Genomic DNA, 24,930 nt, shown 5'->3' with positions numbered 1-24,930 from the left:
AGAGATGGGCCGCTTCGCGGACTCCGGCGTTCAGCGGTGCGCCGCGCGGTCGGCGCTGATCTGGGAGGCGACGATGCGGACCAGATCGCCCAGTGCGATCTCCACGTCCGCGAGGTGCAGGCCCCAGGTCGCGTCCGGGACGGCGTACAGCTCGGCGCTGCCGGGTTCCGGCGTCGCCAGTAGCGCCGTCGCGTCGCCGTCGCGGACGCATTGGAGCCGATACTTCTCGGCGGGGACCAGCCACGGAGTCGGCGCGGCGACGGCGGACGGCCCGTGGCGCAGCGCCAGTTCGGCGGCGAGTGGGCTGGGCACGGGACCGGTGCGGAGCACGGTGGCCGCGGTGCGGGACTCGTTGCCGCTCAACGAAGTCGGATTGGTGCAGGCGACCTCGTAGTCCGGGCCGTACGGACGCGGCAGCGGCTCAGGGGTCGTCGGGTTGCGGCCGAATCGGCTGTCCGGGGGCGGGGTCGCGCCGAAGGTCTGCCAGGCCAGGACGCACCGTGTCTGCTGTTCGCCGCGGCACAGCGGAAGGTGCTGGAAGTCGCCGCCGACGTCACCGTTCTTCGGCACCACCACATTGCCACCCAGCAGGATCGCCGACAGGATCCGCTCGCGCACCGCCTGCTGCGGGTCGATCTCCTCCCGGATCAGTTGGCGCAGCATGCGCGCACCCTGCGAATGCCCGAGAAGGACGATCGGCCTTCCGCTTTCGCGCTCCGCGAGGAACTGCCGCCACGCGCGCAGGACGTCCTCGTACGCGATCCGCGCCATCTCGGCGCGCTCGTCGGGGGAGTACGCCCGTTCCCGCGCCAGCGCGGTGAGGGTCCGCTGCCGGTACACCGGCGCGAAGACCTGACAGACCTGGGAGAATCGGGCGGCCTGCTGTTCGGCCACCGCCCGCACCTCTCGGGTCACCGCAGTGTCGGAGTTGGGTGTGGGCTCCAACGACACCGTCGGATACACATAGAAGCAGTCCACCCCGGAATCCTCAGCAGGCGTAGGGTCTTCCCGCACATCGGGTTGCCCCGCCTGCCGCACCGTGGTCGCCGAGCTGCCTCGGCAGGGGTCGTCCGCTCGATCCGGCCTGCACAACCACACGACACCGGTGTCACCGGCCGGGTCCGCCACCGCGCCGACCGACGATCCCGCCAGCACTCCGACTCCGCACACGACGGATGCGACCACCCGCCGCCACCGACTGTCCCGCATAGCGCATACCTCGCTTTTCCGCGCCCGACCGTTGAGGACGGCCTCGCCACACCGGGATCGGCCGTTCGGTCACCTTCGACGGCGTCAGCCTAATGGCGAACGCGTCGGTTCACGCACGCATCACCTCGGACGGCGGAGATCTCGCTCGCCGTGGCGGATGGCTCCGACAGCGGTCAGGCCCGCCGGGTAAGTCGGCCGCCGCCGTTGCGGAAACGCGCTCGGCCGTCACGGATGTCGTGGAAGGAGACGAGCAGCAGTCGCAGGTATCCGTCGAACGTCTCGAACGGGTATCCGGCGGGCGCGAAAAGGCCGGGCCGGATCGGCACGTACCGCTGCGGAGGGGCGGCGGTCGTGCCCCCGGCGAACTCGGTGAAGATCCGCTCCTGCGATGCGTCCGCCGGTTCGTAGGTCACGCGCTCCTCGAGTTGGCCGTCGACGACGCCGACCTCGACGCGCAGCTGATCGGAACGGTAGGTGCCCACGTAGGGTGTGAGATCGATGTCCTGCGCCGATTCGTTGATCAGGGTGGGGATCCGAACGCCGAGGTGTTCGCTCAGCAGCCAGCGCAGGATCTGGTCGTGCAGCATGATCGCCCCCGGGGTGTTGCCGAAGGCGGTGAACACGAGGTCGTGCTCGGGCACGACGCACAGAATGGACACGCCGCCGGGTGACGCGCCCGACATCGCGAGGACGATCGTGTCGCCGAACGGATACCGCACCCAACCCAGGCCCATCGGGGGGACGTTCGGGGTGGCCATGTCGTGCGAGACCTGTTGCATCAGTGCGGTCGACCCGGCCGAGAGGACGCGCGTTCCGGAAGGGGACACACCGCCCGCGAGATGGGTGCGTCCGAAGGCGAGCAGGTCGGCGACGGTGCCGATCGGCGTGCCGCCCGCCGGTCCCCAGGTGTCGGGCAGTGTGAACATTCCGGTGGGCTCGGCCGCCATGGTCTCGGGGTCCGGGAAGTGCCCGATGGCGGTGCTGCGCAGGATCGCCCGTTCGGCCGACGTGCTGGAGTCGGTCATGCCGACAGGTGCGTAGACATCGCGCTCGAGCAGGTCGGGGAAGGACAGACCGGTCACCACCTCCAGCAGGCGGCCCGCGACGATCATGCCGCCGTTGGAGTAGCTGAGCTGCTCGCCGGGCTCGAACAGGACACCGCAATTGCGCGCGAGACCCTCGACATAAGTTTTCAGGGAGTCGCGCCCTTTCGCATCAGGGAAGAACAAGTCCGCATCGATGCCGTTGGTATGCGAAATGAGGTGGCGAACCAGGATCTTTTCCGCGGCGCCCGGCGCGGTCAGGGCGAACTCGGGCAGGTACCGCACCACCGGCGCGTCCAGATCGAGCAGCCCGCGCTCGACCTGTTGGAGGACCAGCGTGGTGGTCAGCACCTTGGTCACCGAGCCGAAGAGGAACCCGGTGTCCGCGCGCATCGGCGCCCCGGTGGCGACGTTCGCGATGCCGTGGGCGACGACGATCTGCTCGCCCGCACGGTAGATGCCCGCGACGAATCCGGGGACTTCGTTGGACATGCAGTAGGCGGCGATCTGCTCGCGAATCCGGGCTTCGGCGGTGTGCAGTGCGTTGTTGTTCATGCCGACCACCGTCCAACCTTGCCCCAGGGGCAAGGTCAAGCCCGTGCGACGGAGTCCGTTCTCGCCTCGGCCTTACGTGGCGGGGTGCGGGGCGCAGATGGCGAGGCGCTCGCGCCGGTGGTCGACGCAATCGACGACATGTGCGCCGTGTCGAAACCGAACGCCGCCAACGTAGACGTGCGTGTCGTGGCGCATGTGGTGCGGGCGCAGTGTTGCACATCTAGAAGAATGTCCATCAACATGATCCGGGCGACAGGCTGCTCATATGGAGCTATTACCTGCTTGTATCCAAGTTGCCGGTCCGCATCTCTCGATACCCCTTCCATAGATGGAAGAATATCGACTAACATACGGCGCGGATCTCGTTGACTGGCGCGTGCGGCCGGACGCCTCTTCCGGTGGTGTCCGATGCGTGTGCGGCGGCGTGGATCGAATCGAAAGGATGCATCGACGCATGCTCAAGAAGCTGGACCGAATACTCGGTTACGAGATGAAGGTCTCCGAGTTCCTCGGCACTCTCATCATCATTGGCGTTCCCTACGGCCTGGCCGGGGTGATCTGGACGCTCACGCACACCGGTCATCTGCGCGATATGCACGGCATCGATCTGCTGATGTCGTTCCTGGGATCGATCGTGTGCTGGCCCGTGCTGACCTTCTCGAATGTGTGCATGACCTGATGATGGCTATGGTGTGGCTCATCGACGTTCTCGTGATCGTGGTCAAGATCCTCGGTGGGCAGATGAAGGTCAATCCCGTGCTCCGCTTCGGGCTGTGGGTGGCCGTACTCGGTCTCTTCCTGGCCGGCTGCGCGGTGCTCGTCGCACTCGTGGTGCTGCTGCAACGTTGGCTGGAGGCCCTCGCCTAGCGGCTTCGCCGACTCGGCTCTGGTCGTCCGAGTGCAGAATAGAGGATTACTTACCATCGGGAGTCGCTTTCCGAAGTGGTCATCTATGTGCAGTAGTCGCACGTATGCGCAGGATAAAAGGGCGGTATCTGCCGAGGTCCTTGACATGGACCGTGCGCTTCGGCGGATGACGATGCCTGGAATAATGAATCACTTGCAACTTGTCTGACGTCTGTGAGGTGTGCAACACTTCACCCGCTCCGCGCCATCGAAGGGGCGGCCGCCGGCGCGGTGGACGAGAAATCGGAAAGGAACGGCTACCGGTGACTGCCTCGTTGCGAACGCCAGCCGACAAGCAACCGCCACTGGAACCGGGCGAGCTCGGGAAGATGATCGACAGCGCTTCGGGTTTGTGGCGGCGCCACCCCCAGCGGTCGCTGGAAACACTGGGCAGGCAGGTCACTCTGGGCCGTGAAGCCTTCGTCCAGCTGTTCGTCTCACTGGTGCGGGCACGATTCCCGTACCGGGAATTCATCAAGCAGTGCGCCTTCATGGCCAACGTGTCGGCGGCGCCGACGGTATTCGTTGCCATCCCGATCGCCGTCGTGGTATCCATCCAGGTCGGCGCGCTCGTGAATCAAGTCGGCGCAACGACATTCATCGGCGCGGTCGCCGGATTGGGCATCATCCGCCAGGGCGCTCCGCTGGTGTCGGCGTTGATGGTCGCCGGTGCGGTCGGTTCGGCGATCTGTGCCGATCTGGGATCGCGAACCATCCGGGAAGAGATCGACGCGATGATGGTGATGGGCGTCGATCCGGTACGCCGCCTGGTCGCGCCCCGGCTCGCGGCGGCGGTGCTGGTGAGCGTCCTGCTCTGCGGATTCGTCGTGTTCGTCGGATTCGCCACCGCGTACATGTTCAACGTGTACGCCCAATCCGGTACGCCGGGCTCGTTCATCAGCTCGTTCGCGTCCTTCGCGGTGGCGAACGATCTGATCATCGCCTTGGTCAAGGCCGCGATCTTCGGGGTGCTGACCGCGGTCATCGCCTGTGATATCGGCTTGCACGCGCACGGCGGCCCTGGCGGTGTCGCCAACGCGGTGAATTCGGCGGTGGTCAGCTCGGCGCTGATGTTGTTCGCAACCAACATCATTCTCACTCAGCTGTACAACACGCTCTTCCCGGCGAAGGTGGTGTGAGCATGGCGAGCAGCTACACACCTCCGGCGCTGCGGCCCCTGCATGCCGCCGGGAAAGTCGCGCTGGCGCCTGTGCACGCCAATCAGCGCGTGGGGCATCAGGCCATCACGTTCTTCCAGGCGCTGATCGCCATCCCGTTCGTCCTGAAGCACTATCGCCGTGAGGTGGCCCGGCTGACGGCCGATGTCGGCTGGGGCAACGGCTCGCTCATCGTGGGCGGCGGCACGATCGGTGTGGTCGTCATCCTGTGCGCGTTCGGCGGCATCATCGTCGGCATGGAGTCGTTCACGGCTCTGAATCTGCTGACGATGTCTCCGCTCACCGGAGCGATCTCCGGATTCGCGACCACTCGCGAACTCGCGCCGATCCTGGCGACCTTGGCTTTCGCCATCCAGGCGGGATGCCGGTTCACCGCTCAACTGGGCTCGATGCGCATCTCCGAGGAGATCGACGCGCTGGAATCCATCGCCATCCGCCCGCTGCCGTATCTGATCAGCACCCGCATGATCGCCGCGACCCTGACCATCATCCCGCTCTACAGCATCGGTCTCGCCACCGCCTACCTGGCCACCAAGATCACGGTGCTGTTCTTGGGCGGCACGGCGGCGGGCACTTACGATCACTACTTCTTCCAGTTCCTGATCGGCCCGGACGTCTTCTTCTCGCTGCTCAAAGTAGTGGTGTTCGTGCTGCTTTCGACGTTCATCCAGTGTTACCACGGCTACGTCGCCACCGGTGGCCCGGAAGGCGTCGGGGTCGCGGCCGGGCGCGCCATCAAGATGGTGATCGTCGTGATGGTGTTCGCGAATCTCTTTCTCACGCTGACGATCTGGGGCATCGATCCCGGATTCCGGATCTCGGGGTAAGGCCGACGATGATTCTTGACCCCAGTGGTCGCGGACCGACCGCGAGACAGCTCACCCTCGCCGGGTTGGCGGTGCTGACGACGGTCGCGGTCCTGCTGTACCTGCTCGCGCTGCGCTACACCGGCTACTTCGAGGACAAGGTCCCGGTGACCGTGGAGCTCACCAGCACCGGCGACGGCTTGCCCGGGCGGGCGGACGTCAAATTCCGCGGCATGGTCGTCGGCCGGGTGGCCGCGGTGGACGTGGTGGCCCGCGGCGCCCGGCAGCAGGCGCGCGTGGATCTGAAACCGGGTGTCGCCTCGACCATTCCGGTGAACGTGACGGCCAGGGTGATCCCGAACAACCTGTTCGGCGTCACGGCGATCGAATTCGTCGACAACGGCCCTGAACCGGAAACGCTGCGCGCAGGCGCCACCATCGCGGAGGACACCAGCAGCGAGACGGTGGCGTTGCAGACGACGTTGAATGTGCTGCGGAACGTGCTCGAGAACATCCAACCGGAGAAATTGGGCCGGGTGCTGGCCACTCTCGCGGCCGCCCTGGATCCCGCGGCGCGTGCGCCCGGCTCGACGGTGGAGCGCCTGGACAACTGGCTGACCGAAATTCGGGCGACGCCCGGCATCGACGCGCTCCTCGGCGATCTCGGGCGGGCATCGATCGCGTTGAGCCAGTCGGCTCCCGAACTGGTCGGGGTGCTGTCGGAGTCGGTGACCACCGCCCGCACGCTGGCCGAACGACGGTCGAAGCTCATCGACTTGCTGGCCACCGGTAACGCGACGGTCGACTCGGTCAACGCACTGTTCGCCCGCAACCCCGACGCGGGCAAGTTCCTCGTGTCCGGTCTGGACGATCTGTTCGGCGGGTTGGCCAAGGATCCCGAGGCCATCCCGTACACGGCCGCGAATCTGAACGTGGCCCTGCGACGGCTGGCGACCACGTTCCACTTCGGTCCGTCCAAACAGATGGTGTGGAAGATGGATGTCTCGTTCACGCCGTTCCAGCAGTACACGGCGAAGGACTGCCCGCACTACGGCGACCAGTACGGTCCCCGCTGCGGAGGCGCCACGGTGCCCGAGGTGGCGCCGGAGCAGAACTACCCGCCGCAGCTGATGCCGAAGTGGCTCGACGCGGCGGGGCCCGCACCCGTGCCGGTCGCGCCCGCGCCGCTGGGCGCGATGGGGCTGGTGCTGCCGGGCCTGCCTGCGATTCCCGGTCTCCCGTTCATCCCGGGTCTGCCGTCCGTCCCCGGCCTTTCGCCGAGCGCCGTGGCACCCGGCGAGCCCGGCCCGCAGAGTCCGGGCCCCGAGGCGCGGCCCATCGCGCTGCGCGGTTCCGACGCCGTGGCGGCGATCGTGGGAGCGCGGCCGACCGTGGCCCAGTACCTGCTGCTGACTCCGGTGCTGGCGGGCGGATCGGTCACCGTGACCGCCGCCGACGAGGGAGGGGCGCGCCGATGAGATCAGGCAAGGCGCTGGCGGGATTCAGCTTGTTCGCGGTGCTGGCGATCGCGCTCACCGTCACCATCTGGTCCACGTTGCAGCGATCGGTCACCGGGGATACCCAGCGCTACTCGGCGGTCTTCTCCGACGTGCTCGGCCTGCGCGTCGGGGACGACGTACGCATGGCAGGCGTGCGGGTCGGTCGCGTGGACAAGATCGACTTCACCGACGGCTACCGCGCCGAGGTGGAGTTCCGGATCGATGCGCGCCAGCATCTCACCACCACGACGAAGGCACTGGTGCGCTACCAGAATCTGATCGGTCAGCGCTATATCGCCCTGGCGCCGGGCAAGGAAGCCGGCGCCGTCGTCGCGGCGGGCGCGCGGATTCCGCTGGAGCGAACCGAACCGTCGTTCGACGTGTCCGCGTTGTTGTCCGGCTTCGAGCCGTTGTTCAGCGTGCTGCAACCCGATCAGGTCAATTCCCTGTCCGAGACGTTGATCCAGGCCCTGCAAGGCAACCAGGTGTCGCTCAGCAGCCTGATCACCCAAGCCGCGGATCTGGCGGGCACTTTCGGGCAGCGGGACAAGATCCTGGGGGAGGTCCTGAGCAACCTGAGCTCCGTGATCGGCGGCCTGGCCAATCGCAGCGGCGAGCTGGAGACGCTGCTCACCCAGGCCAGGGCGCTGGTCGAGGCGCTCTACTCGCAAGGCGAGAGTCTGAAGCAGTCGGTGGACCGCGTCGCGCACACGACCGACTCGCTGACCCAGCTGATCATGCAGGTCAAGCCAGGTTTGTCGAAGGCGCAGAACGATGCCACCACAGGTGTGGCGTTGCTGCTGCTCAACGGCGCTTCCTTGGACCGGGCTGCGGTCGAACTGCCCGCCGTACTCAACGGCGTCGCGCGCTTCACCAGCAACGGCGCCTACGGCAACGCGTATTTGTGCAGCCTCGACGTGTCGTTGTGGGGCGTGCTGTTGCCTCCTGGACTGTTCTCCCAGGTGGGCGGCAACTCGCATTCGGAGGTGTGCCGATGAGCAAGCGCATTCCGTGGCCGGGATTCCTGCGGAACCGGTATCTGCGACTCGGCCTGGTCGCCGCCGCGACGGTGGCCGCTCTGTTGATCGGCTCCAGTGTCCTGACCCAGGCCCGGTTGGGCGACAAGACGATTCACGCCGAATTCGCCCAGGCCGCAGGTTTGCGTCCCGGCGCGACGGTGGACGTGTCGGGAATCGAAGTGGGTGCGGTGCGCGCGGTCCGGCTCGAAGGCACCAAGGTCGTGGTCGATCTCAAAGTGCGTCGCGATCTCCGTCTCGGCCCCGACGCGCGTGCGGCGATCAAGATGTCGACGATTCTCGGCCGCCTGCACGTGGACCTGGTGCCAGGAGACGGAAAGGGCCTGCCGGGCAATCGCATCCGCATCGAGAACACGTCGGTGCCGTACAACCTGAGCAAGGTCATCCAGGACCCGAAGTACAAGAACTCCTTCGAACGCATCGAACGCCTCGACCCGCAGAAGCTACGCCAGGCGCTCGACCTGGTCGACCAGCAGATGGGGGATTCCCCGCAGCTGGCGGTCCAGGCGCTCGACAGCATCGGCGCGCTCGCCAAGGTCGTGACCGATCGCCGCGACGAAGTGGACTCGCTGCTGAAGAGCATGGATGAGGTGTCTCAGCTGGTCTCGGACAACCAGAACAGCGTGCTGTTGCTGCTGACCCGCGGCGAGGCGATCGGCAACGCCGTTCAGCAGCGACAGGAGCTGTTGAAACAGTTGCTCGACAACGTCGCGGCCCTGTCGAGATTGCTCCAGGAGATGGGTCTGGAGAACAACGGCCAGCTCGGGCCGCTGATCCACGACCTGAACACCATGTCCGAGGGATTGGTCAAGAACCGCGACAATCTGGACCGGCTCTACGAGAACATGCCGATCGCTCTGCGGCAGTTCAACAACGCCGTCGGCAACGGTCCGTACGGCGACGTCTGGGCGCCGTGGTTCTTCCCGGACAACTGGCTGTGCTTCGCTCGAGCCGTACAGGGGTGCAATTGATGAGAACACGACGATTCGCGCAGCTCGGCGTGCTGATCGTGGCCGCGCTGGTCACCGCGAGTTGCGCGCTCGTACCGGACAGCCTGACCGCGCTGCCGCGGCAGTACCTCGGCGAGCGCATCCGCATCAGCGCCGATTTCGAGAACGTCGCCGGGCTGTACGCGGGCAACGAGGTCGCGGTGCTGGGCGTTCCGGTCGGCCGGGTCGACACCGTGGAGGCCAAGGGCAGCTACGTCCAGGTCACCATGAGCCTGGAACAGGGAACCAAGGTCCCGGCCGATGCCATCGCCGCCTTGGTGTCGCCGCAGCTGATCACCAATCGGCATGTCGAACTCGCCCCCGCGTACAGCGGGGACGGGCCGCTGCTCACCGACGGGACGCACATCCCGCTGGCCAGGACGCGCACACCGGTCGAACTCGACCGCATCCTGCAGAATTTCGACCAGCTCGGCGCCGCGCTCAAAGGCGACGACCGGAACGGTCCGATGGCCAGCCGTGTCCTGTTCCCGCTCTTGGACGGCAACGGCGACAGACTGCGCGCGACCCTGGACGCGCTGTCCTCGGCGTTCGAGGTGACCTTCGCCAACAAGGACCAGATCTCGAACACGATCATCAAACTCAACGAGATCACGCAGATCATCGCCCAGAACGACCAGACGGTACGTGATTTCAGCGGCCGCCTCACCGAACTGGTGCAGCTGATGGGCGACCAGGCCCCCGGTCTGCAGGCGGTGCTGCGGCAGTTGGACCAGTTCGTCGCCAACACCGCCACGCTGGTCGGCGAGAACTCCGATCAGCTCGCCGGTGCGCTGGAGCGATTCACGACCATCACCGAACAGATGCGGGCCAACGCCCGCGGCCTCACCGAGATCGTCGACGTCGGGCCGTTGCTGTTCGAGAACTTGTCCAACGCGGTCAGCCGGGAGCACCAAGCGCTGCGCCTGCACGCGCTGACCGACAAGGTCCTGCTCGACAACGAGGTCGTGTCCCAGTTCTGCGAACGCGTCCAGATGCGCCTGGATGGCTGCCGCACCGGGAAGATCCAGGACTTCGGGCCCGACTTCGGCCTCACCGCGGCACTACTGGGGATTTCGAAATGATCGGAACGAACCCGCTTCGACGCACCGCGGTGGCGGCGGCGTTGGTCGCGGTCATGGGCACCGCGACCGGCTGCGGCGTGACGGTGGCGAATCTGCCGATGCCCAAACCGGGTATCGGAGCCCCCGGCTACACCATTCGCGCGGCCTTCCGTGACGCGCTCAATCTGCCCGATCACGCGCACGTGAAGATCGGTGGCACCGATATCGGCGTCGTCACCGCGATCAGCACGACCAACTTCATCGCGGAGGTGGAAATGCTGATCAGGGAGGACATCCAGCTGCCACGCGGTACCACCGCGGAGTTGCGTCAGGCGACGCCGCTCGGCGACATCTTCGTCGCGATGACGTTGCCCGCGGCCGCATCCGGCGGCGAGAATCTGCGCGCCGGTGACGTCATCGGAACCGAGCACACGTCGGCGGCCGCGTCCGTCGAGCAGCTGATGATGTCGGTCTCGATGTTGATCAACGGCGGCGGCATCAACCAGGCCGCGAAGATCACCTCCGAGATGGATTCGATGTTCGCGGGCCGCGCGCCACAACTCGCGCACCTGCTCAGCGAACTGACCGGTGTCATCGCCGCGCTGAATCAGCGCACCGGCGACATCGACAGCGTCCTGACCGGCCTCAACGTGCTCACCGGTGAATTGGCCAGGCGGAAGGCCGAGTTGGGCGACGCCGCGGATACCTTCCCCGGGCTGCTGGCTCTGCTCGCGGAGAACAACCAGTCCATCGTGGACCTGCTCGACAAAGTCTCGACCACGATGACCGCGCTCGGCGATTTCACCGAGACGACCGGCCCGCAGGCGGTCAGCTTGTTCGACAGCATCCAGCGGTTGATGGCGGGTTTCACCCAGATGGGCGACGACCTGGACGGAACGTTGAACGGCCTGCACACCATCTATCCCTCGCTGATGGCGAGCCTCGACGGGCCCGCCCTGGCCGTCGCCGCGACGGTGTCCTACCTCAGCGTCGGGGCCTTGACCGATCCCAGCGGCAGCAGGCTGCCCGAGATCGGCGACGTGCCCGCGTTCATCGGCAGCTTGGCGCAGGTGATCGAGAAGGTGATCGGCCGGGTCACCAGTCCGCCACAGCAACCTCAGCAGCCCCCGCAAGGAGGAGAGCGATGAATCCCCCCTTGTGGCGATGGCTGGTCCGCCGCCGTGTCGCGGTGGCGAACTTCGGATTGATCGTGGTGCTGATCCTCGGCGCGGCCTATCTCGGCGCCGAAGTCCTGCGGTTCGATCCGCTACGCGACGACTACACGGTGACTGTGGAGTTGCAGTCGTCCGGTGGCTTGTCGGCGGGCAACGACGTCACCTTCCGCGGCACCAGGGTCGGCAAGGTCCGCGAGGTGAAAGTCGCGGGCAGCGGCGTCGCGGCCGTGGCCGAGATCGACTCCGCTGCCGAGATTCCCGTGGGCGGCACGGTCGCCGTCGGCCGGTTGTCGGCGGCGGGCGAGCAGTACCTGGACTTCCGCCCGGATTCCGACACCGGCCCCTACCTCACCGACGGCGCGCTGGTGGAACGCTCCCAGACGACCGTGCCGGTGAGCGTGCAGTCGGTGCTGACCGATCTCAGCGGCTTCATCGGGGGATTGAACCCGGACCGGTTGAACGTGATCGTCGACGAACTCGACAAGGCGCTGGCCGGAGGCCCCGACCAGTTGCGCAACATGGTGTCGGGCATCAGTCGCGCCATGGCCGGGCTGACCGACCTGCTGCCGCAGACACGTCAGCTGATCGAAAACCTCGAAGTGATCGCGGAGACGACCTCGCATGCGCAACCGGACCTCGCGACACTCACGCGCACGGGCGGCGTGCTGTTCGAGCAGCTGACCGCGGCGGATCTGGAAGTACGTCACCTCCTGGACGAAGGGCCCGCCCAGCTCAGCACGCTCGGCGGCTTCGTGTCCCGCACCCAGGATCCCATCACGAACCTGGTGACGAACTTCGTCGCGATCACCAAGGCGGCCAAGCTGCGCGCCCCGGCGATCGCGGCACTGTTCCCCGCTTTGCGGGTCGGCTCGGAGGCGCTGGGCATACCCGCCCACGACAACGCCTTCTACACCCTGGTCGACATCTGGCCGCGCCCTACATGCGAATACGACACCATCCCGGTGGTGCCCACGGACAAGATGACCGACACCCGAGTCCGGCTCTACAACTACTGCGTCACCAACGATCCCGCCCTGCAGGTGCGTGGTTCGGCGAACGCGCCGCGTCCCGGCATTCCGGACAACGGGGCCGCCCGGCCGCCCGGTGTCCGTGGCGACGAACTGTCCCGCCCGGTCCCCGGCAACTAGGAGATTTCCGATGAAGAATGAAGACGTCGATCCGCCCACCGAAACCGGCTCGCGCGCAACGCAAGCGGATGAGAAGGACGCCGAGTCCGTGCGCACCGACTCCGCGGGCACGACTGCGCCGGACGCGAATCCCGCCGGAACCGGCACAGCGAAATCCGGTGATCGGTGGCGCCGGCTGCGCGGTCTGCCGATCCGCCGTCCCGGTCCGATCGCCCTGCGTTCGGCGGCCGCGATCCTCGTGGGTGTGTCGGTGGCGTCGGCCGGTTACTGGTACGTCCAGGATCACAACAGCAAGAATCTGCTGGCGGCACAGGAAGACGCACGCGCCGCGGCCTGCCGGTACGCGCCCGTCCTGGCGAACTACGACTCGAAGAATCTCGACGCCTACTTCGCCGCCGTCAGCGACGGCGCCACCGGCGACTGGAAGAAACAATTCGAGTCCACCAGCACGGAGCTGCGTACGGTGCTCGGCGAAGGCCAGGTCACTTCGGCCACGCGCGACGTGCAGTGCGCGATTCGCGCCGGTGACGAACACTCCGCCGAAGCGATCGTGGTCATCGGCCAGACCATCACCAGTCTCGGCACCAAGGGCAAGCCCGCGCCGGGGCAATTGTCGATGGTGATGCGCTTGGAGAAGGTCGGGGACAGGTGGCTGGTGAACAAGGTCAACTCGCCGTTGACATCACCCGCGCAACCGTGACGCCGGTGCCGTGAAAAGCGCGAGAACAGAATCCGCCGAGCCCGGCTCGGAACGGGTGGTGCGCAGGCGCCCGCGCAACCGGCGGGCGCAGATCGCGGCCACGTCCGCCGCCGCGTTCGGGGCCCTCGGCTATCACGGCGTCAGCATGGAGGAGATCGCGGCCAAGGTCGGGATCAGCTCCGCGGCGCTGTATCGCCACTACCCCAGCAAGTATTCGCTGTTCCGCGAAGAGTTGCTCCGCTTGGGCCAGATCACCGTCGACGCGGTGACACTTCCCGCCGAGGCCGAGAGCTGGAGCGCCGAGGCTCGATTGCGATACGTCATCGATGCCTTGATCGCCCAGGCCGTCACCAATCGCCCGACCGTGACTCTGGCGCGCTGGGAAGGCCGCTATCTGGATGACGAAGACGGCAAGACACTCACCGATCAATTCGCGACCTCGATCACCGCGCTTCGCCGGCTGATCGCTGCGGTGCGCCCAGGGTTGAGCAAGCGAGACGAATTCGTCCGTGCGGTGGCGATACTCAGCATCGTCAGCAGCATCGGTGATCACCACGCCGCCCTGCCGACGAAATCCCTCGCGGTCCTGCTGGCCTCCGCCTGTTGGACGGCGGTGCACGCGGTGTTGCCGACTTTCGCCGAATCCCCCGTCGCGCAGCCGTCGACGGACCCGCCGACCCCTTTCAAACATCAGTTGTTGCTGGCGAAAGCCGTGGAACTGTTCCATGAGCGCGGATATCCGAATGTCAGCGTCGAGGACATCGCCGCCGCGGCGGACCTGGCCGCCGCGTCCGCGGTCTACCGCTACTACCGCAGCAAAAGCGACCTGTTGACCGCCGCTTTCCGTCGCGCCGCCGACCAGGTGGCGGACGCCATCGGTCCCGTCATCGCGTCTTCGGCCACTCCCTCCGCGGCGCTGACAGAATTGATCGAACTCTACGTCGCGGGCTCCTTCGCCGAGCGGGAACTGACATTCGTCTACTACACGGAGTTCTCGCACGTCCCGGCCGAAGACCGAGTCGTGTTGCGCAACATTCAGCGTCTGTCGGTGGCCGAGTGGGGCAAGCTGCTGGTCGCCGTGCGCTCCGATCTCTCCGCAGCGCAAGCGCGAATTCTCGTGCACGCCGCGTTCGGTCTGGTCGTCGACCTCGGCAGGGCCCTCGGCGACGGCAGGCACGGCTGTCCGCAGGATGCCGTGGCGCGCTTGATGCGGGTCATCTTGTTCGATACGGCGAGCCAACCGCCCGGCGTGCGGAAATGAGCGACCTGGCACGGCCATTCCGACGGCCTGGCGATCGGTGCGAGACTCAGAACATAGGACCACATATGATTCTATGCGCCCAGTAAATATCGCCTTGGTTACTATTTTTATTGCATCGGCAACTCGGAGTCGAGTAGAATTGTCAGTAACATAAGCACACGGGTGACCGGTCCAGGTCATCGAACGCAGGAGAGTCCGATGCCCGCCGATGTTCTCGTGGAGGAGCGACCGAAGTGGGAACGCGCCGGAGTTGGGCGTGCCCCGGCTTCGGAGTCCGCGGGGTGGCGCGACACGGTCGGGTCCGGACCGTCGACCGTCGGTCGGGTGCTGGGAGCGGAGTTGACCGTGTTCGAGTTCCTCGTCGTGCTCTCCGCCGCCGGGCTGGTGTTCGGCGGTGTTCGGCTGACGTCGGCGCGACTGGTTCGCCTGGTCGCGCGACGTATGAACGCAGATGGAAGGACATCCCGATGACCGCAGTCGCTCATCAACCCGATCGCGAACACAGTGCGTCGCTGACGAAGGACCGCACCCGCATCGGTATCAGCGTCACGCATCGGCCGTACACCAAGCGGCCGATCAAACTCACCGACGCTCTGGACTTCTGGTCCTTCGCCGGCGCCGCGGCCAACGTCGTCATGCAGATGGCCCGGCCGGGCGTCGGCTACGGCGTGGCCGAAAGCAAGGTGGAGTCCGGCTCGCTGATGAAGCACCCGTGGAAACGGGCGCGTACGACCACGCAATATCTCGCGGTCGCCATCCTCGGTACCGACGAAGAGCGCGCGGCATATCGCGAAGCGGTGAATGTGGCGCACCGGCAGGTGCATTCGGCCCCGGGCGCCGCCGTGAAGTACAACGCCTTCGACCGCAACCTCCAACTGTGGGTCGCCGCCTGCCTTTACATCGGTTTCGAGGACACCTACCAGTTGTTGCACGGGAGAATGAACGACGAGCAGGCCGAGGCGTTCTACACCTCGTCCTCCACTCTGGGCACCACCTTGCAGGTCACGGAGGACATGTGGCCCGCCACCCGCGCGGAATTCGACGAATATTGGAACACCGCGTGCGAGCAAGTCGTGCTGGACGACTACGTCCGGGGCTACCTCGAGAGCCTGCTGAATCTTCGCATGATCCACTGGTACCTGCGGCTGCCTTTCCGGAACCTGCTCCGGTTCCTCACCATCGGATTCCTGGCCCCGATTTTCCGGGAACAGCTCCGGGTCGAGTGGACCGACGCCGACCAGCGGAGGTTCGAGAACCTGTTCGTATTCGTTTCCTTTGTCAACCGCTTCATTCCGCGCTTCGTGCGGCACGGCGGATCGCACGCGCTGATGGTCGATCTGCGTCGGCGAATCCGCAAGCAGAAGAACCTCATATGAGTCCGAACAAGTTGCTCGTTGAACCATTCCGCCCCCGCGGAACCCGGGTTTGGTGATTTCGCGTACAGCCCGGTACATTCGTCTTGTCAAACTACCGAGCGATCGGTGGATAGGCGCGAATACCCCCGAGCGAGCCCCGAACCGATGTATACCGGTTCGGGGCTCGGTTGGTTTGTCCGCGCTTTCCCGTCAATCCGGCCGTAGTGCGGCCCCGCGGTCGGCGGCAAGAAAATCGCTGAGCAGCGACACCAGTTCCGTCGGTGCGTGCAGCGGGATGATGTGCCCGCAACCCGGAATCTCATGGTGGATCAGCACATCGGTGATGGGAGCCAATTGCCGGGCCAGCGCGTCACCCACCGGGTGTGCGCCGACGGCCATGGTCGGCACCGTGAGCCGTACGGTGGCCGCCGCGTCGTGTATCTGCCGGGCGCTGGCCGGCATCGCACGGTAGTAGGAGAACGCGCATCGCAGCGCCTCCGGGTTGCCGTAGGCCTCGACGAAGGCGTCCCGAATCGGCCCGGGGACACCGTGGCCCAACGTGCCCGCGTCCAGAAACCAGTCGATATACGCCGCCTCGTTTCCGGCGACGACCTTCTCCGCGAGGCCCGGCACCGCATGGAACCCGAACCACCAGGGCGGCCCGGCGGACAGGAAATCCTCGGCGCCGGGCAGCGTGCCCAGCAGCGATTCCATCAGCACCAGTCGCCGCACCCGGTGCTGGTGCCGCATGGCCAGCAGAAAGGCGGGTGGCGTGCCCGCGTCGATTCCGACCACCGCCGCGGTCGGCTCGCCGAGCGCGTCCAGCAGTCCTGCGGCGTCGACGGCCAGATTCCCCGCGTCGTAGCCGTCGGCCGCGCGCGTGCTCGCCCCGAGGCCGCGCAGGTCCGGTGCGATCACTCGGTGCCCTCGCGCGAGCGGCCCGATCACCTCGGACCACAGCTGCCAGGTGTGCGGGAACCCGTGCAACAACAGGACCGCGGGCCCACGTCCGGCGATCGCGACATTCACCTCGATGCCATTGGTCGCGATGCGGCGCAACGAGATCTCGGAAGACAAGGTGGTCATCACCTACTCCTGGTCACTATTGGTTATCAGGTGACCGTAGGTAAGCTGAGCGGCGCTGCCAAGACCGCACCTTCGAATCAGGTGGTGAGCCCGAGGTGACTACCGATCCCCGGCGTAAGCACGCCGAAGCCGCCGGTGACCTGTTCGATCCCGCCTGTCCGACCCGGCGGCTGCTCGACCGCATCGGCACGAAATGGGTCTCCATGGTGGTGAAACTGCTCGCCGAGGCCGCGCCCGGCGAGATTCGCTTCGCCGAACTCCAGCGCCGCATGCCCGGTGTCTCGCAGAAGATGCTCTCCGTGACACTCCGGAATCTGACCGGGGACGGCCTGGTCGCACGGCGCGTGGAACCCACCGTGCCGCCGCGCGTGTACTACCGGCTCACCGAACTCGGTCTGTCGCTGGAAGTTCCGCTGGCGGCGCTACGCGCGTGGGCCGAAGCGCACATGGCCGAGATCGACCACGGCCGTCCGGACAACCACTGACACGACGGGGGAGTCGAGACCCCGACGACATCGGGTCAAGGGCAGCCCTGCACACGACGCTCGTCCGCGGTGAGCAGCACGTGGTCGAAGCGCGTGCGGGTCTGCACATCCGCACCGCCGAAATCGCTCAGCGCGGCCACGAGTTCCTCGGCCAGAACACGCAGTTTCGTATTCGTCTCTTGTGATCGCCAGGTGAGCACACGGAATGCCTGATCGGCCGAAATCCCGTACACCAGCATCAAGGCGCCCTTCGCCTGCTCGATCACTTCGCGGGCGGCGACCATCTCCGGCAGCGTGGCGTCGATGATCTCCTGGCGCTCCTCGTCGACGGTGTCGGTGACATCGATGTAGTACCCCGCCGTGCCGACCACCGCACCGGTGGCGTCACGCATCTGATCGCCGACGACCAGCACGTGGTGCGTCACTCCCATGGTATCGACGATGCGGTGGCGGCCGCTGAACGGCAGCCCGGTCCGCACCGCCGTCGCCAAAGTGTCGGCGACCTCCGCTCGGTCGTCCGGATGCTTGTGCGCCAGGACCAGTTCCGTCGTCGGTGTCACCTCACCCGGTGCGTACCCGTGCAGGGCCGCGACCTCCTCCGACCACTCCCAGCGTTGGTCGGCGAACCAGAATTGGAAACTTCCCGTTCTTTTGGAGACGGGGACCGTGGGCACGGCCCCCGATGGCGCATTGTCGTTCACTGGTCCGGCATTCCCCGCCGCGTAATGGGTATGCGTGTGTACCGCGCAGGCGTGAACCGCCTCACGACGCCGCGACGCATCCGCGGGCGGCCGGGCGTCAGAGCTGTGGAAGCGCCTGCGCGACCATCGTGCCCTGGTGTGGGAAGACCGACCATGCGCGTCGTGGCTCCGGCAGCAGGCACACTGTGCGAGGCATTCGCGAATGTCACAGTGGCGTGGTCTGCTCCGTCTGCTCGGAGAGAACGCGGGGCGCGAGCGGCGAAGCAAGGAGCGGGAAGTGGACCATCTGCCGTCGCCGCTCCGGCTGGCCGGTATCGTGCCGGTCGCGGTGGCCGCGATGGTGTGGGTGATCATGCCGCTGCTGTCCCGGTGGTTCGCAGGGTGGTTGTCCCGCTGAGGATGTCGGTACCCATCGTCCGAATGTGATCGGCGCGGTCGCGTTCGGCTTCGTGCACATCGTCTTCGGCAGCTGGTTCTCGGTCGCCGCCAGCGGCGTCGGTGGCTGGATCTTCGCCTCGCGGTACTCGCGGACCCGGTCGCTGTTCACCGCGTCGGTGGAGCACTCGGTGTACGGAATCCTCGTGTTCACGGTCGGTCTGGGCAGGCACTTCTATCACGGCGCCGTGCAGGCGGCCCCCACCCGGATGATCGCGGCGACGCCGGCGTGACACGGCGCGAGCTTCGGCGTCGATGACGCGGGTATCCGCCGCCCTGTGGTGGATACTCTGCGACGGGCGGTGAGCACGCCTCTGCTGTACTTCTTCATTCTCGGTGACATCCTGGGCGCGGGCGTCTACGTGCTGGTCGGCAACATCGCGCGGGAGTCCGGTGGTGCGATCTGGTTACCGCTTCTGGTGGCCCTCGGTATGTCCTGCCTCACTGCCGGTTCCTATGCCGAGTTGGCGACGAAGTATCCCCAGGCGGGCGGCTCGGCCCACTACGCGGGCCGTGCGCTCGGGCCGGCCGCGGGATCGCTCGTCGGCTTCTGCATGCTCGCGGCCGGTGTGGTGTCGGTGGCCGCGCTGAGCAGGGCGTTCGCCGCGGACTACCTCCGCGCCTTGGTCACATTGCCGACCGCGCTGGTCGTGGTGGTGTTCATCGGGGCGTTGGCGCTGCTCAACATCTATGGCATCAAGGAGTCGCTCGGCGCCAACGTGGCCGCGACCGTGGTCGAACTCGGCGGGCTCGTCGTGGTCATCGGGCTCGGCGCGTGGGTGATCGTTCGGGGAGACGCCGAACCGGCCCGGCTCGCCGAGGTGGGGACCGAACAGCACGGCGTCGTCGGCGCGACCCTGGCGGGCGCGGTGCTGGCCTTCTACTCTTTCGTCGGGTTCGAGACCTCGGTGAATCTGGCGGAGGAAGTCGCCGAGCCGCGCAGGTCCTATCCGCGCGCGCTGTTCGGGGCGCTGCTTACCGCCGGTGGCGTGTACCTGCTGATCGGCTTCGTGGCCGGCGCGGCGGTGCCCACCGATCGGCTGGCGAATTCGAGCGGTCCGCTGCTGGAGGTGGTGCGCCTGGCCGGTGGCGTCCCGGACGAGTTGTTCGCCGTGGTCGCCCTGGTGGCCGTCGCGAACGGGGCGCTGCTGACCGGCATCATGTCCTCGCGGCTGGCCTACGGCATGGCTCGCGAGGAGCTGCTTCCGCGCGCGCTGGGCCGGATTCTGCCGGGCCGCCGGACGCCGTGGGTGGCGATCGCCGTGACCGCGGCGGCGTCGTTGTCGCTCGCACTGACCGGCGAGGTGGCCTCCCTCGCCGAGACATTGGTGTTGTTGCTGCTGGTCGTTTTCGCGGCGGTCAATGCGTCGGCGCTGATCCTGCGGCGGGAGCCCGACGTGGCCGAGCATTTTCGCGTGCCACGCGTCGTGCCTTGGCTGGGACTGGCCTCCTGTCTGTTCCTGTTCACCCGGATCGACGGGGTCGTGTGGTTGCGGGGTTGCGTTCTGATCGGTATCGGATTGCTGTTCGCCGCCGTGAACGCGGTTCGCGCGCATCGGTCCCAGCCGGACGGCCATAACACTTTCTCGGCCGGGCGCGGCGCATGACGATTCGCTCTCCATTGCGCGGCGACACGGACAGGTCGTTGCACCTGGATGCGCCCGGTGGTACTTCTTCACGGCGCCACAGCGCCGATCGCAGTACGGAGATTCGGATCGGTACCCCCTGAACTCGCCCCTGTCCCGGAGGTTCCACGCGATGACTTATCCAGTGCACGGCGGCTCCTCGCTCCGCAGCAGACTCCGCGGCTACACCCCGCGGCGGTACAACCGGCTCCCGGCGGCGCATCGCGTTCTCGCCGTCCCGAATCGTCCCAGCGAATGGCATCCGGGGATGCTGTGGTGGGATGCGAGCACAGTGCGCGTGACGTACCCACGGCCGGAGGCCACGGGGCGTTGGAACACCGTGCCGCACCTCGTGTTACCGGTCGACCACGGGCGTCTGGCCTTCTGTATCTCGTCGCATTCCAGCGAGGCTCGGCATCTGGCCCGCGAACCTCGGGTCATCGTGCAGGCCGCGGACTGGCGAGGTGCGCCGGCTCTCGGGTCGCGGCAGCATCAGGGCACGGCCGAATTGCTTCGTACCGGGCCACTGTTCCACCAGGTGCGGACCGGTATGCAGACCAAATACGGACGATGGCTCGGTCTGGCGCGTCTGGGCCACAGACTGGCCATGGGCGCGGCGCCCTACGGCGACATCGTGGTCGTCGTCACCGTGAGCGAGAACTCGCTGCTCGGTACGTGACCTCACCCCTCGGGAGTTCCGCGGTCCGGCGGTGACATCGCGCGAAGCCGATCCGAGAGCGATTCGCTCGAACTGGACATGTGCACAGAGCACTGTCCATACGATGGGGTCGTCGTGTCGCGGAAAGCGTGACGCACCGGCACCGGCGGAGGTCGGCGTGAAGGTTCATGTGCAGGTCACCGGAGCGCCACCGCACGTCGCGGCCGACGCGCGAGCGCTGGCCGAGACCGGGGCCGACGGCCTGTTCACCTTCGAGGGCCCGCACGACGTGTTCTTTCCCCTCGTCGTCGCAGCCGGAGTGACATCCCTGGAACTGATGACGAACGTGGCGATCGCCGGGCCGCGTAGCCCGATGCATCTGGCCCACGCGGCCTACGATCTGCGGCTCTACAGCGAGGGACGGTTCCGGCTCGGGTTGGGCTCGCAGATCCGCGCCCATATCGAGAAGCGCTACGGCAGCAGTTGGGGCGCGCCCGCGGAGCGCACCGCGGAGAGCGTGGCGGCGGTGAAAGCGATCCTCGCCGCGTGGGAAGGGCGGGGCCCGTTGAACTTTCGCGGCAAGTACTACACGCACACGCTGATGCCGCCCACCTTCGATCCCGGGCCGAACCCGTTCGGTCCGCCTCCGGTGCTGATGGGCGCGCTCGGACCGGTGATGACGCGCAAGGCCGCGGAGGTCGCCGACGGACTGCTGGTGATGCCGTTCAACAGCGGGCGCCATTTCACCGAGCGCACACTGCCCGCCGTCGCCGAGGGCCTGCGCCGGGCCGGGCGGACCGCGGACGGATTCCCGGTGATCGCTCAGGTCATGGTCGCGCTCGGGCGCACCGAGGAAGCTCTGACCGCTGCGATGGGCGGCGTGGGCTCGCTGATCGCGTTCTACGGGTCCACGCCCGCGTATCGTCCGGTCCTCGAAGTCGAGGGATGGGCGGCGTTGCATCCCAAACTCAACGCGCTGTCCAAGACGGGCGATTTCGCCGAGATGCGGGCGGCGGTCACCGACGAGATGGTGCGCACGATCGGGGTGGCAGGCACACCGGAAGAGTGCGCGGCGCAGATCAGGGCCCGCTTCGGCGCCGGGATCGAAGAGGTGTGCTGCTACTTCCCCGGTTACACACCGGATGCGGCGGACGTCGCAGACTTGGTGCAAGCCTTGCACCGGAGCGGTGAGGTGCGCCCGTCGCTCGACGCGGCCCAGGGCCGACAGCGAAGTTAGCAACCGCGGACCACCGGGTCATCCGTTCGGCGCACGATGCGCGAAAGAATGGTGACCCGGGCGAAGGTGGCTTTGACTGCACGAATGCCTGTTCCACCCCATGCTCGCGGCTATGACGACTTCGGCGGCTCCGTCGGCCGCACCACGGCAGATTCGACACCGGAGTGGAGCTATCCGCCCACCGCTCCCGAGGGCGCTCCCAACATCGTCGTGGTGCTGATCGACGACATGGGGTACAGCGACATCGGCCCGTTCGGCTCCGAGATCGAGACGCCGACGCTGGACCGCCTGGCCGCCGACGGCCTCCGGCTGACCAACTACCACACCACTCCGCTGTGCTCGCCGTCGCGCGCGTCGCTGCTGACCGGCATCAACGCCCACCGCGCCGGCTTCGGCTTCGTCGCCAACGCCGATCCCGGATATCCGGGGCTGCGCCTGGAACTGGCGGACGACGTGCTGACACTGCCGGAGATCCTGCGCGGCAACGGTTACGCCACCTATGCCGTCGGCAAATGGCACCTGGTGCGCGACGCCACGATGAACCCGGCCGCGCACCGGGATTCCTGGCCGACCCAGCGCGGCTTCGACCGCTACTACGGCTCGCTCGAGGGCCTCAATTCCTTCTACTACCCGAACCAGCTGGTGTCGGACTCCTCGGTCGTCGACATCGAGGAGTACCCGGAGGGGTACTACCTCACCGACGATCTGACCGACAAGGCCATCGCCTACCTCAAGGATCTGCGCGCGCACGACGCCACCAAGCCGTTCTTCTTGTACTTCGCGCACGTCGCCATGCACGGTCCGTTGCAGGCCAAGCCCGCGGACCTGGCCAAATACCGCGGCCGCTACGCGAAGGGGTGGGACGATCTGCGCAGGAGCCGGTTCGCCGCCCAACTCGCCCAGGGCCTCTTTCCCGCGGGCACGCAGCAGAAGCCCCGCAACACCGAGCCGGGTTACGAAGCGGCGGAGTGGGATTCGCTGACTCCCGCACAGCAGCGGCGATTCGCGCGGTACATGGAGGTGTACGCGGGCATGGTCGACAGCATCGACCAGAGCCTGGGGCGCCTCGTCGACACGCTCGAACAACTCGGCGAGCTCGACAACACCATCGTGGTATTCACCTCGGACAACGGCGGCACCGCCGAGGGCGGGCCGGAAGGCACCCGCACCTACTTCGCGGAGTTCGCCCACATCACCGATCCGGACTGGATCGGCGACGTCCCGCACGACGAGGAGCTGATCGGCACCGCGAAGCTGGGTGTCCACTATCCGCGCGGGTGGGGCCAGGCGTCCAATACGCCGTTCCGCTTCTACAAGGGCCAGACCTTCGCGGGCGGCGTACGCGTGCCGTTCGTGATCTCCTGGCCCAAGGGGCTGCCGCGCGGCGCGGGCGACAACGGCATCCGGCACGAGTACACCTACGTCACCGATCTCGCGCCGACCTTGCTGGAACTGGCCGGATTGCGGCGGCCGGGCGTACGCAACGGGCTGCCCGCCAAGGAGTTCGACGGCGTCTCGGCCGTGCGGACGCTGCGTGACCCCCATGCGGTGTCCGAGCACACCGAGCAGTACTCGGAGATGGTCGGCAATCGCGGCTTCTATCGCGACGGATGGAAACTGCTGTCGCTGTACGAGCCCGGGACCGATATCGATGAGCCGAGATGGCAGCTGTTCGACGTTCGCGCCGATCCGACGGAGCTGCACGATCTTTCCGAGCGGTTCCCGGAGAAGGTCGCGGAACTGGCCGCCGCATGGGACGAATCCGCCTGGGCGAATACCGTGTTCCCCTTACTCACGCGCCAGGATCTGGCACGGCGGCGGCCGGAGGAGGATCGATCCTCCGCGCCTGTCCGGCTGCTGCCGGGCACCCCGACCCTGGAGCGGTATCGCTCGCAGCGACTGATCGCCTATCGGGACTTCGTCATCGAGGCGGAACTCGCCGGGTACGCGTCCGGCGACGAAGGGGTTCTCGTCGCGCACGGCGACCCGCTGGGCGGCTATGTGCTCTACCTCGAGAACGGCCGGGTGACGTTCGGTGTCAACAGCTACGGCCGCTACGACAGCGTCACCACGCGCACCCTCGCGGAAGGAACGCGGCACATCACCGTGCGCGCCACGGTGCGGCCCCGGCTGCGGTGGGATTTCGTCATCGAGCTCGATGGCGTCCAGGTCGCGCGGCTGGTGGATCGAGTCCAGCTGGTCGGTATGTCACCGTGGACCGGGATTTCCGTCGGCGTCGACGCTCGCGGTCCGGTGGCGTGGGAACTGCGCGAACGCCGCGGCACTTTCCGCTACACCGGCGCGCTGCGAGCTGTCACCTACACGCCCGGTCCGATCCAGGTGCCGCGCCGGACCATCGAGGCGGTGGAGCGCGAGGCGGAGTTCGTGGCCGAATGAACCTTTGTGACCGGGCGTTGGTGCACCGGTTCGATCAACTGGCAGCGGCGAGCATGTGCTCGGGGAAGGTGGGTGCATTCGGAGGGGATCGAGCGCACCCACCCTCGCGCCTCGGCGACAGCTGAGCAGCGGGCACAGCCGACGCGGGCAGCGTCGGGACTGACCGACGGAAACGAATGCGAAAACCCCCGGAAACCCCGACCCGTCACCGACCTTAACGCCGTCGGCCCGACAATGACAGAGAAACGCTTGCCTGAACCGGTTTTCAGGCGACTTCAGGCTGTCTTAAGCCTTCGCTTGCGAAGGTGATCTTCGTCTTCGAGATCCCTATTCCCGCAGGAGGTTTTCCTATGAAAGTCGCTATTCGCCGCGTACTTCCCGGTC

The 24,930-nt window shown here is 66.9% G+C and carries 25 protein-coding genes; 21 read left to right on the top strand and 4 right to left on the bottom strand.

The window, feature by feature from the left end:
- Window positions 1-30: 30 nt before the first annotated feature.
- Window positions 31-1,209 (bottom strand): DUF3089 domain-containing protein, encoded by a 1,179-nt coding sequence (locus tag AB0L97_RS13010; protein WP_364428483.1) that lies wholly within the window; start codon window positions 1,207-1,209, stop codon window positions 31-33.
- A gap of 173 nt (window positions 1,210-1,382) precedes the next feature.
- Window positions 1,383-2,807 (bottom strand): serine hydrolase domain-containing protein, encoded by a 1,425-nt coding sequence (locus tag AB0L97_RS13005; protein ID WP_364428480.1) that lies wholly within the window; start codon window positions 2,805-2,807, stop codon window positions 1,383-1,385.
- 454 nt (window positions 2,808-3,261) lie between these two features.
- On the opposite strand from AB0L97_RS13005, the gene AB0L97_RS13000 reads away from it, so the two are divergent.
- The 14 genes from AB0L97_RS13000 (at window position 3,262) to AB0L97_RS12935 (ending at window position 15,943) form a co-directional block, all read left to right on the top strand.
- Complete coding sequence (locus AB0L97_RS13000) at window positions 3,262-3,486, top strand: hypothetical protein (protein WP_195080102.1); 225 nt, start codon at window positions 3,262-3,264, stop codon at window positions 3,484-3,486.
- Entirely contained in the window at window positions 3,486-3,674 is a 189-nt protein-coding gene (locus AB0L97_RS12995) for a hypothetical protein (RefSeq protein WP_364428475.1), read from the top strand. The genes AB0L97_RS13000 and AB0L97_RS12995 overlap by 1 nt, the downstream gene beginning before the upstream one ends.
- A gap of 368 nt (window positions 3,675-4,042) precedes the next feature.
- Complete coding sequence (locus AB0L97_RS12990; RefSeq protein ID WP_355077680.1) at window positions 4,043-4,852, top strand: ABC transporter permease; 810 nt, start codon at window positions 4,043-4,045, stop codon at window positions 4,850-4,852.
- A 2-nt stretch (window positions 4,853-4,854) separates the two neighbouring features.
- Window positions 4,855-5,718 carry an ABC transporter permease gene (locus AB0L97_RS12985; protein WP_356961971.1) on the top strand — a complete coding sequence of 288 codons (864 nt, stop codon included), beginning with the start codon at window positions 4,855-4,857 and terminating at the stop codon, window positions 5,716-5,718.
- Between the two features lie 8 nt (window positions 5,719-5,726).
- On the top strand, window positions 5,727-7,175 hold the full coding sequence (locus AB0L97_RS12980; protein WP_364428470.1) for an MCE family protein: 1,449 nt from the start codon (window positions 5,727-5,729) through the stop codon (window positions 7,173-7,175).
- Window positions 7,172-8,194 carry an MlaD family protein gene (locus tag AB0L97_RS12975; RefSeq protein WP_355077439.1) on the top strand — a complete coding sequence of 341 codons (1,023 nt, stop codon included), beginning with the start codon at window positions 7,172-7,174 and terminating at the stop codon, window positions 8,192-8,194. Before AB0L97_RS12980 ends, AB0L97_RS12975 begins: the two co-directional genes overlap by 4 nt.
- Entirely contained in the window at window positions 8,191-9,204 is a 1,014-nt protein-coding gene (locus AB0L97_RS12970; RefSeq protein ID WP_364428466.1) for an MCE family protein, read from the top strand. The genes AB0L97_RS12975 and AB0L97_RS12970 overlap by 4 nt, the downstream gene beginning before the upstream one ends.
- A complete protein-coding gene (locus tag AB0L97_RS12965; RefSeq protein WP_355077443.1) occupies window positions 9,204-10,304 on the top strand; it encodes an MCE family protein in 1,101 nt (366 codons plus the stop codon). The genes AB0L97_RS12970 and AB0L97_RS12965 overlap by 1 nt, the downstream gene beginning before the upstream one ends.
- Window positions 10,301-11,431, top strand: a complete 1,131-nt coding sequence (locus AB0L97_RS12960; RefSeq protein WP_364428462.1) for an MCE family protein — start codon at window positions 10,301-10,303, stop codon at window positions 11,429-11,431. The genes AB0L97_RS12965 and AB0L97_RS12960 overlap by 4 nt, the downstream gene beginning before the upstream one ends.
- Entirely contained in the window at window positions 11,428-12,606 is a 1,179-nt protein-coding gene (locus AB0L97_RS12955; protein ID WP_364428459.1) for an MlaD family protein, read from the top strand. Before AB0L97_RS12960 ends, AB0L97_RS12955 begins: the two co-directional genes overlap by 4 nt.
- Window positions 12,607-12,616: 10 nt before the next feature.
- A complete protein-coding gene (locus AB0L97_RS12950) occupies window positions 12,617-13,306 on the top strand; it encodes a hypothetical protein (protein WP_364428456.1) in 690 nt (229 codons plus the stop codon).
- A gap of 10 nt (window positions 13,307-13,316) precedes the next feature.
- Window positions 13,317-14,567, top strand: a complete 1,251-nt coding sequence (locus AB0L97_RS12945; RefSeq protein ID WP_364428453.1) for a TetR/AcrR family transcriptional regulator — start codon at window positions 13,317-13,319, stop codon at window positions 14,565-14,567.
- Window positions 14,568-14,765: 198 nt separating this feature from the next.
- Window positions 14,766-15,038, top strand: coding sequence for a hypothetical protein (locus AB0L97_RS12940; protein WP_364428450.1), 273 nt, complete (start codon window positions 14,766-14,768; stop codon window positions 15,036-15,038).
- Window positions 15,035-15,943 carry an oxygenase MpaB family protein gene (locus AB0L97_RS12935; protein WP_364428447.1) on the top strand — a complete coding sequence of 303 codons (909 nt, stop codon included), beginning with the start codon at window positions 15,035-15,037 and terminating at the stop codon, window positions 15,941-15,943. The genes AB0L97_RS12940 and AB0L97_RS12935 overlap by 4 nt, the downstream gene beginning before the upstream one ends.
- A 189-nt stretch (window positions 15,944-16,132) precedes the next feature.
- Here the strand turns inward: AB0L97_RS12935 and AB0L97_RS12930 are convergent, their stop codons facing one another.
- Complete coding sequence (locus tag AB0L97_RS12930; protein WP_355077457.1) at window positions 16,133-17,008, bottom strand: alpha/beta hydrolase; 876 nt, start codon at window positions 17,006-17,008, stop codon at window positions 16,133-16,135.
- Window positions 17,009-17,103: 95 nt separating this feature from the next.
- On the opposite strand from AB0L97_RS12930, the gene AB0L97_RS12925 reads away from it, so the two are divergent.
- On the top strand, window positions 17,104-17,493 hold the full coding sequence (locus tag AB0L97_RS12925; protein ID WP_364428442.1) for a helix-turn-helix domain-containing protein: 390 nt from the start codon (window positions 17,104-17,106) through the stop codon (window positions 17,491-17,493).
- A gap of 35 nt (window positions 17,494-17,528) precedes the next feature.
- Here AB0L97_RS12925 and AB0L97_RS12920 read toward each other — a convergent pair whose 3' ends face one another.
- On the bottom strand, window positions 17,529-18,194 hold the full coding sequence (locus AB0L97_RS12920; protein ID WP_364428439.1) for a PAS and ANTAR domain-containing protein: 666 nt from the start codon (window positions 18,192-18,194) through the stop codon (window positions 17,529-17,531).
- A gap of 202 nt (window positions 18,195-18,396) precedes the next feature.
- On the opposite strand from AB0L97_RS12920, the gene AB0L97_RS12915 reads away from it, so the two are divergent.
- The 6 genes from AB0L97_RS12915 (at window position 18,397) to AB0L97_RS12890 (ending at window position 24,546) form a co-directional block, all read left to right on the top strand.
- Window positions 18,397-18,591, top strand: a complete 195-nt coding sequence (locus AB0L97_RS12915) for a hypothetical protein (RefSeq protein WP_364428436.1) — start codon at window positions 18,397-18,399, stop codon at window positions 18,589-18,591.
- A 25-nt stretch (window positions 18,592-18,616) separates the two neighbouring features.
- Window positions 18,617-18,862, top strand: a complete 246-nt coding sequence (locus AB0L97_RS12910) for a hypothetical protein (RefSeq protein ID WP_364428433.1) — start codon at window positions 18,617-18,619, stop codon at window positions 18,860-18,862.
- 69 nt (window positions 18,863-18,931) lie between these two features.
- Window positions 18,932-20,236, top strand: coding sequence for an APC family permease (locus tag AB0L97_RS12905; RefSeq protein ID WP_364428430.1), 1,305 nt, complete (start codon window positions 18,932-18,934; stop codon window positions 20,234-20,236).
- A gap of 151 nt (window positions 20,237-20,387) precedes the next feature.
- Window positions 20,388-20,933 carry a hypothetical protein gene (locus tag AB0L97_RS12900; RefSeq protein WP_355077465.1) on the top strand — a complete coding sequence of 182 codons (546 nt, stop codon included), beginning with the start codon at window positions 20,388-20,390 and terminating at the stop codon, window positions 20,931-20,933.
- 157 nt (window positions 20,934-21,090) lie between these two features.
- The gene (locus tag AB0L97_RS12895; RefSeq protein ID WP_364428426.1) at window positions 21,091-22,149 is read left to right on the top strand and encodes a TIGR03617 family F420-dependent LLM class oxidoreductase; all 1,059 of its coding nucleotides are present in this window, start codon (window positions 21,091-21,093) and stop codon (window positions 22,147-22,149) included.
- 84 nt (window positions 22,150-22,233) lie between these two features.
- On the top strand, window positions 22,234-24,546 hold the full coding sequence (locus AB0L97_RS12890; protein WP_364428422.1) for an arylsulfatase: 2,313 nt from the start codon (window positions 22,234-22,236) through the stop codon (window positions 24,544-24,546).
- Window positions 24,547-24,930: the final 384 nt, after the last annotated feature.

Origin of the sequence: Nocardia sp. NPDC051911 (assembly GCF_040681035.1) — a bacterium.
Lineage (GTDB): Bacteria > Actinomycetota > Actinomycetes > Mycobacteriales > Mycobacteriaceae > Nocardia > Nocardia sichangensis.
Note: the sequence above shows the minus strand (reverse complement) of the source record. Positions and strands in the feature narration are given on the sequence as shown.